17 protein-coding genes and 1 pseudogene are annotated in these 16,141 nt (G+C 34.1%); 17 read left to right on the plus strand and 1 reads right to left on the minus strand.

The features are described 5' to 3' along the window. Nucleotides 1-81: 81 nt before the first annotated feature. The 12 genes from NYQ66_RS02470 (at nt 82) to NYQ66_RS02525 (ending at nt 11,687) form a co-directional block, all read left to right on the plus strand. On the plus strand, nt 82-1,329 hold the full coding sequence (locus tag NYQ66_RS02470) for a lipopolysaccharide biosynthesis protein (RefSeq protein ID WP_259866497.1): 1,248 nt from the start codon (nt 82-84) through the stop codon (nt 1,327-1,329). A gap of 133 nt (nt 1,330-1,462) precedes the next feature. Continuing rightward, a complete protein-coding gene (gene rfbA / locus NYQ66_RS02475; protein WP_259866499.1) occupies nt 1,463-2,341 on the plus strand; it encodes a glucose-1-phosphate thymidylyltransferase RfbA in 879 nt (292 codons plus the stop codon). Nucleotides 2,342-2,356: 15 nt separating this feature from the next. After that, nucleotides 2,357-2,917, plus strand: coding sequence for a dTDP-4-dehydrorhamnose 3,5-epimerase (rfbC, locus tag NYQ66_RS02480; protein ID WP_259866500.1), 561 nt, complete (start codon nt 2,357-2,359; stop codon nt 2,915-2,917). Between the two features lie 6 nt (nt 2,918-2,923). After that, nucleotides 2,924-3,778: a dTDP-4-dehydrorhamnose reductase gene (gene rfbD / locus NYQ66_RS02485; RefSeq protein ID WP_259866502.1), complete on the plus strand. Its 855-nt coding sequence runs from the start codon at nt 2,924-2,926 to the stop codon at nt 3,776-3,778. After that, a complete protein-coding gene (gene rfbB / locus NYQ66_RS02490) occupies nt 3,779-4,798 on the plus strand; it encodes a dTDP-glucose 4,6-dehydratase (protein ID WP_259866504.1) in 1,020 nt (339 codons plus the stop codon). It abuts the gene before it with no gap. 43 nt (nt 4,799-4,841) lie between these two features. Further along, nucleotides 4,842-6,008 carry a nucleotide sugar dehydrogenase gene (locus tag NYQ66_RS02495; protein WP_259866506.1) on the plus strand — a complete coding sequence of 389 codons (1,167 nt, stop codon included), beginning with the start codon at nt 4,842-4,844 and terminating at the stop codon, nt 6,006-6,008. Nucleotides 6,009-6,233: 225 nt separating this feature from the next. Beyond that, nucleotides 6,234-7,568, plus strand: a complete 1,335-nt coding sequence (locus NYQ66_RS02500) for an MrcB family domain-containing protein (protein ID WP_259866508.1) — start codon at nt 6,234-6,236, stop codon at nt 7,566-7,568. A gap of 11 nt (nt 7,569-7,579) precedes the next feature. Beyond that, on the plus strand, nt 7,580-7,774 hold the full coding sequence (locus tag NYQ66_RS02505; protein ID WP_259866510.1) for a hypothetical protein: 195 nt from the start codon (nt 7,580-7,582) through the stop codon (nt 7,772-7,774). 251 nt (nt 7,775-8,025) lie between these two features. Beyond that, nucleotides 8,026-8,226: a hypothetical protein gene (locus NYQ66_RS02510; RefSeq protein WP_259866512.1), complete on the plus strand. Its 201-nt coding sequence runs from the start codon at nt 8,026-8,028 to the stop codon at nt 8,224-8,226. A gap of 557 nt (nt 8,227-8,783) precedes the next feature. Further along, nucleotides 8,784-10,538, plus strand: a complete 1,755-nt coding sequence (locus NYQ66_RS02515; protein WP_259866514.1) for a tyrosine-type recombinase/integrase — start codon at nt 8,784-8,786, stop codon at nt 10,536-10,538. 169 nt (nt 10,539-10,707) lie between these two features. Beyond that, on the plus strand, nt 10,708-11,298 hold the full coding sequence (locus tag NYQ66_RS02520) for a hypothetical protein (protein WP_259866516.1): 591 nt from the start codon (nt 10,708-10,710) through the stop codon (nt 11,296-11,298). A gap of 218 nt (nt 11,299-11,516) precedes the next feature. Beyond that, complete coding sequence (locus NYQ66_RS02525; protein ID WP_259866518.1) at nt 11,517-11,687, plus strand: hypothetical protein; 171 nt, start codon at nt 11,517-11,519, stop codon at nt 11,685-11,687. 606 nt (nt 11,688-12,293) lie between these two features. Here the strand turns inward: NYQ66_RS02525 and NYQ66_RS02530 are convergent. Continuing rightward, nucleotides 12,294-12,533: a helix-turn-helix transcriptional regulator gene (locus NYQ66_RS02530; protein ID WP_259866519.1), complete on the minus strand. Its 240-nt coding sequence runs from the start codon at nt 12,531-12,533 to the stop codon at nt 12,294-12,296. A gap of 182 nt (nt 12,534-12,715) precedes the next feature. Between NYQ66_RS02530 and NYQ66_RS02535 the strand changes: the two genes are divergently transcribed. The 5 genes and pseudogenes from NYQ66_RS02535 (at nt 12,716) to NYQ66_RS02555 (ending at nt 15,647) form a co-directional block, all read left to right on the plus strand. Continuing rightward, the gene (locus tag NYQ66_RS02535; RefSeq protein WP_259866521.1) at nt 12,716-13,573 is read left to right on the plus strand and encodes a DUF5677 domain-containing protein; all 858 of its coding nucleotides are present in this window, start codon (nt 12,716-12,718) and stop codon (nt 13,571-13,573) included. Between the two features lie 600 nt (nt 13,574-14,173). After that, nucleotides 14,174-14,443, plus strand: a complete 270-nt coding sequence (locus NYQ66_RS02540; RefSeq protein WP_259866523.1) for a DUF4190 domain-containing protein — start codon at nt 14,174-14,176, stop codon at nt 14,441-14,443. A gap of 375 nt (nt 14,444-14,818) precedes the next feature. Continuing rightward, nucleotides 14,819-15,036: pseudogene (locus NYQ66_RS02545) on the plus strand (GDP-mannose 4,6-dehydratase); the annotation flags it as partial. Between the two features lie 49 nt (nt 15,037-15,085). Next, nucleotides 15,086-15,391 carry a hypothetical protein gene (locus tag NYQ66_RS02550; RefSeq protein ID WP_259866525.1) on the plus strand — a complete coding sequence of 102 codons (306 nt, stop codon included), beginning with the start codon at nt 15,086-15,088 and terminating at the stop codon, nt 15,389-15,391. Nucleotides 15,392-15,455: 64 nt separating this feature from the next. Next, nucleotides 15,456-15,647 (plus strand): hypothetical protein, encoded by a 192-nt coding sequence (locus NYQ66_RS02555; RefSeq protein ID WP_259866528.1) that lies wholly within the window; start codon nt 15,456-15,458, stop codon nt 15,645-15,647. The last annotated feature ends 494 nt before the right edge of the window (nt 15,648-16,141 follow it).

The following is a 16,141-nucleotide window of genomic DNA, read 5'->3' on the forward strand; positions in this document are numbered from 1 at the left end:
ATGAATTATTGTTTTCAATGAGAATAATAGTATTGTTACTTTTTGCATAGTGAGTTAAAAGATTAGGGAAGAGACAAATATATGAGCATATTAATTAATAGTGTACTTAAAAATAAGTTTATTAAAAACTCAATTCTCTATACAGTTGGCTCAATGATGACTCCCATGATTGGATTTATTTTACTTCCAATTTATACAGGTTATCTAAGTCCAGCTGAATACGGAATAATGACAACAGTTCAAACATTAGTCGGCATGCTGCAATTATTCTTGTTACTTTCCTTAAATGGTGCGGTAACGCGTTTCTTTTATGACTTCTTGGAGGAACCTCAAAAACAAAAAGAGTTTTTAGGTTCTATTTTTACATTTGTCTTATGTTTCTCCACAATTATAGCCTTGATTTTGTATTTTTTTAGTGATTCTATAGGGTCTTTATTATTTAAAAATATTCCTATAAACCCGTTCTATTCCTATCTTATAGGATTATCGTGGCTTTCTGCATTATTAGCATTACCTTTAGCTCTTTTTCGAGCACAAGAAAAGGCTGGATTATTTGTGTCAGTTAATATCATTAAGGCGTTATTAATAATGGGGTTAACAGTTTATCTTATAATCGGAAAAGGTCTTGGAGCTGAAGGTGCGTTAATCTCACAATTAATAGTTACTTTTATAGTTGTTTTGTTTACATTTGGATGGCAGTTTAAGTTAATTAAATTTTCGTTAAATTCATTATATATAAAACAAAGTTTATTATTTAGTCTACCATTACTACCACATGTTGCAAGTGTTTGGATTATTAGTTCTTCTGACAGGATTATTTTGGAGAAATTTATAAGTATAGAAGACTTGGGCATATATGCATTAGCTGCACAAGTGTCAATGGTATTAGCATTATTTTATACTAGCGTAAATAACGCTTTAGTACCAAGGTATGTAAGTTTACTTAAAGAGGGCAATGAAATTAAGGCCAAAAGACTACTTAAAGCATTCTCTTACATTGTTCTCATTTTTGGAATAACTTCAATTCCAGTTGCTATGTACGCTTTGAATTTTTTTGCATCAAACCAGTACAATGGTGCAGTTTCGCTAATTCCCTTCTTACTGATTGGTCAAATTGTAAAAGGATTTTATTTTATACCAGCAGCAAAGCTTTTTTATTCAAAAAAGACGAAAGTAATTGCAACTAGTAGCACAATTGCAGCTGTAAGCAATATTCTAATAAACTTCATAACAATCCCATTGATAGGCATTTATGGGGCTATTGTTTCAACAATTGTTGCAGAGGTCTTGAGAGTTTTCTTTGTTTACAGGGGTAGTAATAGACTTTAAACACTATTGAATGCTTAATATATTGAAAACTATAGAAGTCATACAATAGTGAGGAATTAATTGCAGATTATCCTTGGCTTTTTGTGAAAGATAATTAATTTAGCCAGGAGGAAAGTAGAAAGGAGTAATTTTTATGAAAGGGATTATTCTAGCAGGAGGTAGTGGTACTCGTTTATACCCCTTAACTCTTGTAACAAGTAAACAATTATTACCAGTATATGATAAACCCATGATTTACTATCCGCTATCAACCCTGATGCTTGCAGGAATTAAAGAGATATTAATTATTTCAACTCCGGAAGATACTCCACGTTTTGAGGAATTGCTAGGAGACGGTTCACAGTTTGGAATAAATCTTAAATATAAAGTACAATCGAGCCCGGATGGATTAGCCCAGGCTTTTTTAATTGGTGAAGAGTTTATTGACAAGAGTTCTGTCGCCATGATATTAGGTGATAATATCTATTATGGAAGTGGAATGAGAAAGATCCTTCAACGCGCAGCAAATAAAGAAAGTGGTGCTACAGTTTTTGGCTATCATGTACAAGATCCTCAACGTTTTGGAGTGGTAGAATTCGATAAAAGCGGTAAAGTGATAAGTGTTGAAGAAAAACCTGAACTTCCTAAGTCAAATTATGCGATTACTGGTTTGTACTTCTATGATAATCGTGTCATAGATATTGCAAAAAACGTAAGACCATCAGAACGTGGAGAATTAGAAATTACATCAATTAATGAAGCATATTTAAATGCAGGAGACTTGAAAGTTGAACTTTTAGGACGTGGATATACATGGTTAGACACTGGTACACACCAAAGTTTAGTTGAAGCAACTAACTTTGTTAAAACTGTAGAAGAGCATCAAGGCATAAAAATTGCTGCACCTGAAGAAGTTGCATATATAAATGGATGGATTGGAAAAGAACAATTAATTGAATCTGGAGAGTTATTTTCAAAAACTGGATACGGGCAATATTTATTAAAAGTTGCAAACGGAGAGATTAAGTATTAAATACGGAGGTGGAGTATGAACGTTATAAAAACCCATTTAGAAGGTGTTTTGGTGTTTGAACCAAAAGTATTTGGAGATCATAGAGGTTGGTTTATGGAAACTTATAGTGAAGCCAAGTTCTTGGAAGCGGGAGTAGATATAAATTTTGTTCAGGATAATCATTCATTTTCTGCATCTAAAGGTACATTAAGAGGATTGCATTATCAATTAAATCCTAAAGCACAGACAAAGTTGGTACGTTGTACACAAGGTGCAATATTTGATGTGGCTGTAGATATTAGGAAAAATAGCCCTACTTTTAGGAAATGGTTTGGAATTGAATTATCTGCTGAAAACAAAAAACAATTATTAGTTCCAAAAGGATTTGCACATGCGTTTATAACTTTAGCAGATAATGTTGAGGTGCAGTATAAAGTAGATGAGCTTTACTCACCAGAAAATGATCGAGGAATTATTTGGAATGATCCTCAAATTGGTATTGAGTGGCCTATTGATATAACTCCTATTCTTTCAGAAAAAGATCAAAAAGCTCCTCAACTAAAAGATGCTGAAAATAATTTTAATTATGGAGAGTAGTGTATTATGAAGGTTTTAGTAACTGGTTACACTGGTCAACTTGGTTATGATGTTGTACGGGAAGGTAAAAACCGCGGAATTAGTATGCTAGGAATAGGAAGAGAAGATTTAGACATTACTAATGAAGCAGAAGTATATCAATATGTACAAAAAGCAAATCCTGATGTAATCATTCATTGTGCTGCATATACAGCAGTTGATAAAGCCGAGGATGATAAAGAAACATGTTGGGATGTAAATGTACTAGGGACAAAATTTATTGCTATAGCAGCTAATAAAGTAAATGCAAAACTTATGTATATTAGTACTGATTATGTTTTTGACGGTAAGGGTGAAAGTCCATTTACAGAGGCAGACATACCTAATCCAGTCGGGTATTATGGTTTAACGAAATATGAAGGAGAAAAGATTCTAAAAGATTTACTTGATGAGCATTTTATCGTTCGTATTTCATGGGTATTCGGAATAAATGGACATAACTTTATAAGAACAATGCTTAGATTGTCTGAGACTCGTAATGAACTAAATGTTGTCGGAGATCAATATGGTTCACCAACGTATACATTTGATTTAGCACGATTATTAATTGATATGATTCAAACGGAAAAGTATGGCGTATACCATGCATCAAACGAAGGTTTTTGTACATGGGCAGAGTTTGCTTCTGAAATCTTTCAACAAACTAAAAAAGATGTTACAGTAAATTCAATTTCGACTGAAGAATATCCAACACGTGCTGTGAGACCAAAAAACTCACGCATGTCAAAACAAAAACTGGTTGATAATGGGTTCGACCCATTACCAAAGTGGCAGGATGCTTTAAAACATTATTTAAATGAATTAGCACAAGAGGTGAAATAAGTGACACGAAAAAAAATTCTTGTTACAGGTGGTGCCGGGTTTATCGGTGGTAACTTTGTTCAATATTTAGTGGACAAGTATCCCCAATATGACATTTATAATTTAGATTTATTAACCTATGCTGGGGATTTAATAAAGCACAAACATATTGAAGCAAAAGATAATTATCACTTTGTTAGAGCAGACATTGCTGATCGTGAAACAATAATGGGGATTTTTGGGAAAGAAAAATTTGACTACGTTGTTCATTTTGCTGCCGAAAGCCATGTTGACCGCTCCATTACAGATCCAGGGGTTTTTGTGCAAACGAATGTAGTCGGTACACAAGTTTTATTAGATGCATCAAGAGCAGTTGATGTTAAAAAATTTGTTCACGTGTCAACAGATGAAGTATATGGCGAGTTAGATTTTGATCCTACTACATTTTTTACAGAAGAGACTCCGCTACAGCCCAATAGTCCATATAGTGCAAGTAAAGCATCATCAGATTTATTAGTACGTGCGTATAATGAAACTTATGGGTTACCAGTAAATATTACTCGCTGTTCGAATAACTACGGGCCATACCATTTTCCTGAAAAATTGATTCCTTTAACAATTTCACGGGTGTTAAATGGACAAAAGGTGCCTGTTTATGGTGACGGAAAAAACATCCGAGATTGGTTACATGTGATTGATCACTGTGCAGCGATAGATTTAGTACTACATGAAGGTGTAAATGGTGAAGTTTATAACGTAGGTGGCCATAATGAACGGACCAACTTAGAAGTAGTTAAAACGATAATAAAAACTTTAGGTAAATCCGAAGAGTTAATTGAATTTGTTAAAGATCGACTAGGTCACGATAAACGTTATGCAATAGACCCTACGAAACTTGAAAATTTGGGTTGGAAACCTACTTACACATTTGATACCGGAATTGCACAAACCATACAATGGTACTTAGATAATCAGGACTGGTGGGAGCAAATCTTAAGTGGAGAATATCAGAATTATTTTGAGAAACAGTATAACATTTAAATCACCTTACTAATATTTATTAGAGGGAAGAGGTAATAGTTAGATGAAAATTACAATAGCCGGAACAGGATATGTGGGGTTATCAAATGCTATATTACTAGCTCAACATAATGAAGTAATAGCATTAGATATCATACAAGAAAAAGTAGATATGCTTAATAATAAAAGGTCTCCTATAATAGATAATGAGATTGAAGACTTTCTAGCATCAAAAGAATTGAACTTAACCGCTACAACGGACAATTATAAAGCATTTAAAGATGCAGAGTACGTAATTATTTCTACACCTACAAACTATGACCCGGAAAAAAATTATTTTAATACTAGAACTGTGGAGGCTGTTATTGCCAATGTTTTATCTATTAACCCAGATGCAGTGATGGTCATTAAGTCTACAGTTCCGGTAGGTTATACAGAAGCAGTACGAGAAAAATTTGAGACCGAAAATATAATCTTTTCACCAGAGTTTTTACGAGAAGGTAAAGCATTATATGATAACTTGTATCCTTCAAGAATTGTTGTTGGGGAACAGTCTGAAAGAGCAAAAGTTTTTGCTGATTTATTAGTTGAAGGTGCTTTAAAAGAAAATATAGATGTCTTGTTTACTAATTCAACAGAAGCAGAAGCTATTAAACTTTTTGCAAATACTTACTTAGCAATGAGAGTTGCTTTCTTTAATGAGCTAGACTCTTATGCGGAAGTAAGAGGATTAGATACTAAACAGATTATCGATGGTGTTGGACTAGATCCGCGAATAGGTACACACTATAATAATCCTTCATTTGGATACGGTGGTTACTGCCTTCCTAAAGATACAAAGCAGCTATTGGCTAATTATGAAGATGTTCCAAATAATATCATGGCAGCAATAGTGGATGCCAACAGAACAAGAAAAGATCATGTTGCTGAAATGATTATCAAAAGAAGGCCTAAAGTTGTAGGAATCTACCGTCTTACGATGAAAATGGATTCTGATAACTTTAGACAATCTGCTATTCAAGGGGTTATGAAGCGCATAAAAGCTAAGGGCATTGAAGTCGTTGTGTATGAGCCAGCGCTTCAAGATGATACATTCTATAATTCTAGAGTGATTAATAACTTCGAAGAGTTTAAGAGAGTATCAGATGTTATTGTTGCGAATCGATTATCTGATGATTTACGTGAAGTTGAGGATAAGGTATATACTAGGGATTTATTTAGCAGAGATTAAGGTATTGTTTATTATATAGTTCCTTTTTACCTTATTAAGGTACAAATACCCGTTGGGCAATTGCTCGGCGGGTATCTTTTTTTTGCATAAAAAAGAACATACGTTCTTTCTGAGTCGTTATAAAACTTATTTCATCAAATATTAAACTTTCTATTTTAGAAAGTAACGCTTGACCCATGATTGTTTAAAGGCGTATAATTCCAATATAGAAAGAAGGTGACGTAAATGGAAATCCCAAATATCGGTCCAATTATTAAATCTTACAGGGATAATCACAATATTAAACAAGTTGATTTGGCTAAACAATTAGATCTTAACGTTCCCGCACTTTCAAAAATAGAATCAGGAAAGCAAAAAGCTGATTCAACAGTATTGATTAAGTTCCTGAATATATCAAAGGAATTTAATAAAGTGTTTGACTTCACATCTATTTTTTCTGAGCAGGACGAACCTGTTCCGAAAAATAAAACAGAACTTTTAGATATGTTCTTTAACGTTTGTGAAAATTATCCGAATGCTGTAAAGGAAACTTTTACAAAGCATAAAATAGGGAACGTTATAAGAAATGAACTACCGCAGAAATTACTTGAATCGGCAAACTTAAGCCCTGAAGAATATAAAGCTTATGGAAGTGTTGGGAAAGGTGCATGGGCTAAAATTCCATGGATTTCATTTATGTTAAGGAATATTACGGAAAGTACGCAAAAAGGGTTCTTTGTTACTTATCTATTTAAAAACAATGGAAAAGGATTTTATTTATCCTTAAACCAAGGGTATGTCTATTATCAGGAGCAATTTAATAGTGAAGCAAAAGAAAAGATGCAAGAGGTTACTGATTACCTTAAAAATGAGCTAAGAACCATCAATCTTCGGTTAAATTTGGAAGAAATTGATTTAGAGCTTGATAGTCCCCTTGCAGCTTCTTATGAAAAAGGTCATATCATAGGTACATATTATGATATTTCCAACATGCCTGATGAGGAATCGTTTTTAAATGATTTTAAGATGATCATGCTTGCTTATAGTGAATTAGAGGGAATAATGAATGGCTTTGCATATGAATCTTTTATTGAAAGTATCTTAAATTACAAAAGCTTGGATCACGTAGCATATGTCGAGCAGGAAATGTATCAACCTGACATAATCGTACAAAACAAGGAAACAGGAGATACAAATTTTATAGAGGTAAAGTCACCTAAAAAAGCTATGCCTCGACGAAATGTGCTAGCAGTGCGAGAAGCATTAAAGAATGCTGAATATCAATGTGAATTCGACCCTGGCCATTTTACTTTTATAGCAAATAACGGTAAGCCGTATGTGGAAGGTCATCATTTAATCCCGATTAGAGAATACAATCGGTTTGATAACAACATAGATAACCCGAGTAACATTGTGGCACTCTGTCCAAATTGCCATCGAGCTCTGGAGTTGGGACCAAAAGAGTTAAAGGAAAAAATGCTTAGAAAGCTCTTTTACAACAAGATTGAAAGCTTAGAACAGCAGGGCATGGAAATAACCTTTAGTGAACTACTGGAAATGTATAATATCAAACGTGACTAGGAGGAAAATTTATGATAAGGGATATAAATGTAAAAAGAGTAGAGTGCCCTGCATGTGGACAAAGGCTAATGGATAAGGAAACTGATGCATCTGGTAGAGTTCATGTGAAATGTACTAAAAGTAAGCATGTGTGGCAGGTTAATTTAAGAACAGATGAATTTAAATTAATAAGTGGAAAAGCTATACCGAGACGAGAAGGAGCCTAATGAGCTACCTTAAGTGCCGGATAACTGTTAGGAACTAAACTAATGGTTATCCGGCTCTTTTTTTGTTTCCATGAAAGTTGTGTTTTGAAAGCAATTTTAGCCTGTTGTGACCAAGTATTCTAGTTTCAACTACATTTTTTCGTAGTTTTAACTCTATACAGAACATACGTTCTTATATAAAATGTAAATATGTAGTTGCATATAAAATTTAACAGATGTCTTTTTTCAGCATCACAGTGGGAGGAAAATAAATGACAAGTAAAACCAATATTAAAAGAGTAGAGTGCCCCGTCTGTAGTAATAGACTTTTAGATAAGGTACAAGGAGCAAAAGGATTAGTTCAATCCAAATGCCAAAGATGTAAAAGGGTGTGGGAAATAGATTTAGATACAAATGAATTTACATTGTTAAGTGGAAAAGCTATACCGAGACGATATGGAGCCAGTGAATAATAAAGTCACCGAGCTACCTTAAGGGCCGGATACTATCGATTTAGATGATAGTATCCGGTCTTTTTTACTTTGTTTTAAAAGTTCATACCACGATTATACCGAGCGAGGAATCAAAGGAATTACCCAGGCCGGATAGTCGCTTCTTTTTTTTTAGAGGCGATTACCAGGTTTTTGTGTTCCTTGGATTTTAAATATTTTGTACCGAGCAACGGAGTCGTGGTGAACTACCTAATGGCCGGACAATGGTTAATCCTGATATTTATTCAGGAAAGCTATTGTCCGGTCTTTTTTTGTATCTTTTTTCCCTCTGCGGCTCCTTGCCGGGCCATGGGAGGAAAAGAGAATGAGTGAGTTTTTTATCAAGATCGGCAAGGAGAAGGTCACAGTGAGCGAGGAGATTATCAACGGTAATGATTTTATGTTCAGTGCATTGATAGGTATTTAGGGTGTTCTATGAAAGGAAATAGTGCAGGTAAAAATCTATTGTTAACTAAGAGTATATTATTTTAATCGTTGATTAAAATAATAAATTATATTTAACTCGAGGAGGAGAATGGATGCAAAGAAAACCAAGTACGCTATTTATTTCTAATTTTCATAATGAGTTAAAGCAGGATATGTCATCATTTCCTGCCCAGATAATATCTAGAGATGGGGATGTATCCTTTCAAGAGAGGGATGATACGTATTTTTTAGATAATAATAAATGGGGACTAGACAAAATACGCGGGGTCAATCAATTTAAACTGATGGTTGATAGTAGCCCGACAATTAGAAAAAATATTAAATTCCAGCTGGAAGAGCCCTCGTTAAATCTAGAAGTAAAGTATATTTTCTTTAACCGTCTATTTAATAATCAATGGAAGTTAACAACAATGTTCCAATCTATTCAGAATCCAATAAGGCGTCTAACAGAGTTTATAAATGAAAATAAAAAGGGCTTAATGTCATTTCTTCATCTAAATATTAACGAGGATGAAAAGGAATATATTGATTGGTTACAAAAGAAAGGACTTAAGACAAAACGATTGAAGAGACGGCAACCACCACATAATGATGTTGTATTTCACACATCTGTCGCATCGATTATGAGAGTGGTATATTCGGAACTTGCTAAATTCGCAAAACTGGAGCAGCCTAAGCCACGAAGGATACCAAAGCAACGTGAAGAATGGAAGAAAGATAGGTGGGACGTTCGTAACTTATATAAGGTGTATGGGATTGAATATAATAAAACAATTTCCGAATACACAATTGATTTTTCTAGGATTGAGATTCCAAGGATTCGAAATGAAGTAAAGAATTACTTTAAGCAAAGGTTACTTAGTAAACACAAATTTGCATGGGGTACGGCGAAGAACTATATAACAACCCTTACTCGGTTTTTCCATTTCCTACATAAGCTAGAACCTAATTGGAAGAACATAAAGGGATTAAAGCGAAACCATATTGTTAAATTTATTGAATACTTACATGCTTATATAACGAATCCTAAAGGGGGAAAATCTAATAATCCAGAAGCGCTTGTTGCAAAAAATCTTGTAATAATAGAGAAGTTTCTATCAGATATGCAGCGCTATGGTTATAAAATTGCTCCCAGGATAGATGTGAGAAACTTGCTATTCCCAGAAGATATTCCAAGACAAAAGAGAAAGTCGATTCATCAAATAGATTTTATTCCAGACTTTGTATTAAAACAACTGTTCAAACATATCCATGATTTACGCCCTGATGTTAGAGCAGTTATTATGATAGCTTTCAAAACAGGATTGAGGATATCGGATATACTAACATTAAAAAGCGACTGCATTATTAAACTTGATAACCAATACTGGTTGGAGGCAAATATCCGGAAGAGTAAAATCAAAGGGCATCGTATCCCAATTGATCATCATTTGGTTAGGATAGTAGAATCTATTATTGAAATTAACAAATCATACTTTAACCCAGAAGGTTATTTGTTTGTTAAAACTAAAGGGCCACGTAAAGGACAGACAATTAATCAAACCTATATCCGAGCACATTTAGGAGAACTTGCTAAACGTAATCAGATTAAAGATGAATCTGAACGATTGTTTCATTTTAGAACGCACCAATTTCGCCATACCTTCGCTTTGAAAATGTTAAGTGGCGGAGCAGACCTTCTCACAGTTCAAGATATAATGGCACATAGATCTCCTGAAGCAACATTATCGTACGTAAGAGTCTTGGATGAAACAAAGCGAGAAGTCTTTGATTCTGTAGTTCAAAATGGAGAGTTTGATTTTGAATTTGAGGAGAAATATGGGTGCGATTCACTTGCACCCAATTAAAGTTGCTCTATAACTAATATGAGTGGTGCTGTTGTATGGAAGTTCTTGTTTTACTTACATAAGTGTCAATAATTCTCCTGTGTAATAGCAGAAATGTGATATAAATAAGTAAGAAGAATGATTAACAGAAGTCTATGGAAGAGTAAAAAATAAAATGGAGTGGTGTATGGTGTTGACATACGAACAGATCGTAAATCAATTAATGACTGCCTTAATTTCAAATGAACTTAAGGCGCATAACGTAAAGAATAAATTAGAAATAAGTTCGCTAGATAAAGAATTTTCATGCACATGTGTTCTGGGGAAAAATAAAGCTCCTCATCTTGTGCGGGCAAAATTATCATTTGAATGGGATTCACACTTAACCGCTACATCTGTTTATGGAAGTGATTGTTCTTTTTATCATGATGATTCTATAGAGTGTATGCATGATGAAGTTGAGGCCAATGCTTCGATTGAGTTTGGAATAGCTTATAATATTGCAATTGCAAAAGGATATGAAAATGAATCTCAAAAGATTTACAGTGAACTAATGAAAGTATTTAAAGGCATTATGGAGCATGAAAATTTCCCGAATATAACATGGGAGGTCACGGTCAATAACGAAGGAATGACATTTGTTTCATCTATAAATGCTACCCAGTATTGGGAAATTGATGTTGCAAATACACAAATAATATCTTTTGATGGCATTCTTGAAGAAGTTTATCATATTCTTCAAGGAATAGAGGAACTACCGTTTATTGAGAAGGGAGAATAAATAAGCTGGAAGTTGGTGATAATTCCAGTGCCAGCCGTGAACGAATTGGAGCAACCATTTTGGTGAAAGAATACCACTACATATAAAACAGAGGAAGATCACTCTATCAATGACCCATGTTCAGGGTTCTAGGTTAATTATTCCTTGGTAGGAGGCCTATTTTGGTGCCTGGTATCACCGTAAATTGACGGGATTTGTCGGTTGGGTGGTGATTTTCAATGACAGCTTTACTTTCTATAACAACCGTCTATTACGTATTCCGCTATGTTTTGGTATTAGAGTTGAAAGTTTTATCCATAATGGATGATAAGGTAGATATGAAGAGGTTAGAATTGTATTTCGCTATATTTGAGAGTCTTTTTGCCTGGAAAATAAACGGATCAGTATGAACTGTTGTACTCCCTCGACATAAGACTAAACTTGTTGAGGGATGTTGCCAGATTGTACTAGAAATGCAAAAATGAATGCTTTTTGACATTCTATAAAGAGATATCAATTTGAGCTCTGGTAAGGTAACATCTCTTGAAAGCAGGGATTATTTTTAAGGATTTGTAAATATGTCCCACTATCAATAATAACATCTATGGGTCTATAACAATGCTGGTGCATGATAGTATAGATATAATCCAAGAAGACTTTATCCCTGTAGTGAAAATAATTGCCGCATCTTGCGCATCTAATGCGTTTCTCTGTATTCATTTAGGAATCTCCTTCTATTATCAAAGCATGGGATTTGATATAAGGGTATGGTGTGTTTACTGATATTAACCAACTTCACACGGTATTGGGATAGTAGTCAATGCTACAGGATGGGATTTAGGAATGGGAATGTATGTCGTATATGGAATCTAGATAAATTTTTTTGATAACGCTGACTGTTTTATAATATTTCTAATAATACATAATGTTAAGAGTGTACTGTTCTTATGTTTTTTGATTTTTTCAATGACACAACACCTCTAATTGTGCAAAGGGAAATATCATTTATAATGGAGTTATGATAGTCGGTTTCTAATTTCCGCATAGACCTGATGAATGTTTATGTGAAGAGCATGACTCAACTTATATATAGTATAGTTTTTAGGCTCGGATTCACCAGCTTCAATTCTTTGGTAAGTTCTATAGCTAACTTCTGCTAGATCAGCAGCCTTTTCTTGAGTTATATCAAGCTTTGTTCTTGCTTCTATTACAAACCTTCCAAATAAAACATTGAAATCTTCATTTTTATTCCCCAAATCTATCTCCCTCTCTCCTTCATTATCTATTCAAGGAGAGGGATGTTCTACGTCGTGCGCGACGTGTTTTGGTAATTTTTTAAATAATAGGTCAGACATGTAAAAATTCAGTACTGTCAAAACCGTAAATTGTTAGAGCGTGTGTTAGGGTTATAACTAGAAAATAATATATGGAGGCTAAAATGGAAACTCAATATATTAATAAAGCGGATAAATTGCTAAACAAATTCATCTTTGAATCCAAAAAGTTTGTAGAATACTCATGTTTTCCCTATGGAGTTACTGACCAAAATAAGATAGAAAATAATTACGTGAATATGGTTGATGATTACGAGTATTTTTCATTTACTAAAAGTACCAAAACCTTAATTAGTATAAAAAAATTACTTCATTCAAGTCTGAATGAAGACGCTATGATTCTATTAAGAAGTATCTTTGAAAATTATTTAAGTACTAGGTATCTACAGGAACATCCACAAGAGATCGATGAGTTCATTTCAAATCCAATTCAACTGACTTTGCGTAAATATATCGTTAAGCAAGGTGGTATAATAGTTGATAGAGAACAAACAGAAATAGGGAAGCAACCACCAGGGCCGAGTGGGTATAAACTCGGTAAAGATAAAAAATATTTTACGGATTTTTATGAAGTATTATCTCGATATGCGCATTGTAATTTTGGAATTATTGATCACTATTTAGATATACCGAATTATACCTATGAAAAGGATAATAATCCTTTGCTAATTCGGCTATATGTAATCTTCGTGTTTACGAAGTTGTTTGAATCGATTGTAACAGTGAGAGGGGAAGACCATAAAGACGTAAGGACTAAAGAAAGCTGCTATAAGCTTGTGGAAGAATCGCTTATATTTCAAGATAGCTTGTTTCTTTATTTTATTGATTTTATTGAAAAAAATAATGAAAGTGAATCTTTTAAGTTTCACCAAAGGCATATGAAAGATTTAATGAAAAACATGAGAAAATCCTTACGTGAGCCTTTAGGTGATGTTATTAAGACGTTTTTTGATGAAATGTAATTGTGATTCTAGTTATTCCTGGTGCGCTGTCACCACCCGTAAATTGATGGATGATGCTAGTATAGTTTCATGGACACACCTTAGTTAAGTTTCTATAGATTTGTTACACTATAGATTTTAAAAAATGATAGTAGATCTTTATAATTCTGGAAGTTCAGCTAAAGACTTAAGAAGCGAATATGGCGTTTCTGAAGTAACTATTTATGCATGGATTAAGAAGTTCTATAGATTCAAACAGAAGAAGGTGACACTGTTACAGCTGATGAAATTGCTAAGATGAAAAAGCAATGCTTAAGCTGCAGGAGGAGAATGACATTTTTTAAAAAGGCTATGGCCATAATCGTGAAGAAGTAACACTTGCTTAACTAACCACTGACATCGATGCTCATAAAGATGATCACTCTGTTAAACAAATGTGTGATGTTTTAGGTGTGTTTAAAAGTACGTACTATCAAACGAAAAAGCATGTGGAGTCTAATCGTTATCGTGAGAATTATCTGTGGTGCCTAGTCACCACCCGTATATGAAAAGAAGGAAATATGATTATTAGTGTCGAATATTGGAAATTATAAATCCATTTATTAGAAAGGAGGTGTACCAATGAGTGAGCCAGCAGTACAGAGAGTTGTAATAGAAGGTAATGGTTTAGCAGTGGCGGGAATGGTTTTAGGTATTATAGGCGTTGTATTAAATTTTATCCCGCTCTTACCCTATCTACTTGGACTTTTAGCTTTTATTTTCGGTTTGGCGGGTCTGAATAAGCCCATTAAAACAGGTGTGGCTAAAGCAGCTATTGTCTTAGGTATCATCACGATTGTCATGAAAATTCTTTTCTGGGTATTCGTAATAGGAGGATTAAGTAATATGTAATACTCTACTGCAAGATTCCGATGGGAAAATCCACTTACTCATTCTCGAACGAAAAAGTGGATTTATCTATAAGAGATGTATTCAAAAAGTGCAGATCGTTGAAAGAATGGATAATAATAGGTTTGTTGTTAAAGAGATAGTATAACAGACTTTGTAACTACATACCATGGTGGGCGGTTGGCCATCTCCTTTTATAGAAGGGAGGTGGTAGGATGACGACATTTGAAGCTGTAAACCTAGTTTCTTAATTCAGTTTAGCTTTAATAGCTACACATACTTTTGTTGTAGCTATTGTCGTTTTTCTATACAAAAAGAAATAGCCGCCCACGATCAAGGTAACGGCTACTTCTATATATATTTCTCAAAATTTTGCTCACCGGTAAAGGTACGAGTGTACTAGAATTAGTGAGAGCTATTGAAGAAGCTAATGATATTGAAGTTCCTTATGCAATCGTAGACCGCAGACCAGGTGATATTGCTTCATGCTATGCTGACGCTTCAAAGGCTAAGAGAGAACTTGGATGGACAGCTAAACGTGATATTGTCGACATGGGCGGTATACCTGGCGGTTTGAGAAGAATTATTATGAGTAAATTGCCAACATTAAGAGATCGCTTAGATATATGAGAGGAGTGTTAGATAATGGTGAAAAGGCAGCAACTGGTGAATGTAATTAGTAAAGGTAATGATACTATCGATAACAGGCTTATCTTAAAGCAGAATGGTGACTTTGAATTAGTACCTTTCCAAACAAGCGAAGATGCTCATAACTTTGATTTGCTGGATTTTGTTACAAGATGGGAGACTTTCAATGCAGGAAATGACTATGTTGGAGTATATGCATCAAAAGATAATCGTTTAATTGACGATATTCTGGATTGGGCTGAATTTGCTTGGAAAGAATATAAGCAAAAAGGGAGAACCAAGATACTTAATCCCTATTCTTAGTTTTAGATTGTTTTCGATTTCCACTCACTTATATGGTTGATTTTGTGTAGGAGGTTGTTCAGTAATGAAGGACATAAAAATCCATGTTGTAGACAATAATGAAACTGGTAGTATAGGGGTAGCCATACCGACCACTATTAGTAATCGAGGATTAATAGAAAGCATAAAAAATGAAACATTGAGAACACAATTAGAAATACAGTTTTATGAAACCCTAAAACAGTGGGCAAAGGATAATCATATTGACATTGAATAGATATGTGGATGGTAATCAATCATATTGAAACGATGCGTTTTTTCTTATTAGAGGGGATTTAAAATAATCAGATTGCTCATTGCCGTTATAGGTGATGGGCTTTTTATTTATGTTTCTATAGTTGAAAAGTTATATCCAATAATAACCAAGCATATCCATTAAATAAAATCATATGGGAGCTTGGTTATATTGCGTTATAAAACACACATCGTAAGCTCGTTAACAGCAGGTGCTGGTTGGTCAATTATGTTAAAATATCTTTTTCATATTGGCTATAAGTTCTGGTGCCTGGCACCACCCGTAAAATAGCGAACTTTGTCGAGAGTTGATAGATTAGTAGTGTTGTAGGTTGTGGTAAAATGTAGAAGTAACTGAATATTGTTAGGGTGGTTGGTTGTCAGACTTCTTTCTAGATCTGTTGATCTGAAAGGAGGTGATAATCATGGAGACATTTCTTGAATTTCTACGAGAAGTTTTGAAAGGAATTATACGCG

It is taken from the genome of Aquibacillus koreensis, assembly GCF_025154055.1.
GTDB classification, from domain to species: Bacteria; Bacillota; Bacilli; order Bacillales; family Amphibacillaceae; genus Aquibacillus_C; species Aquibacillus_C koreensis.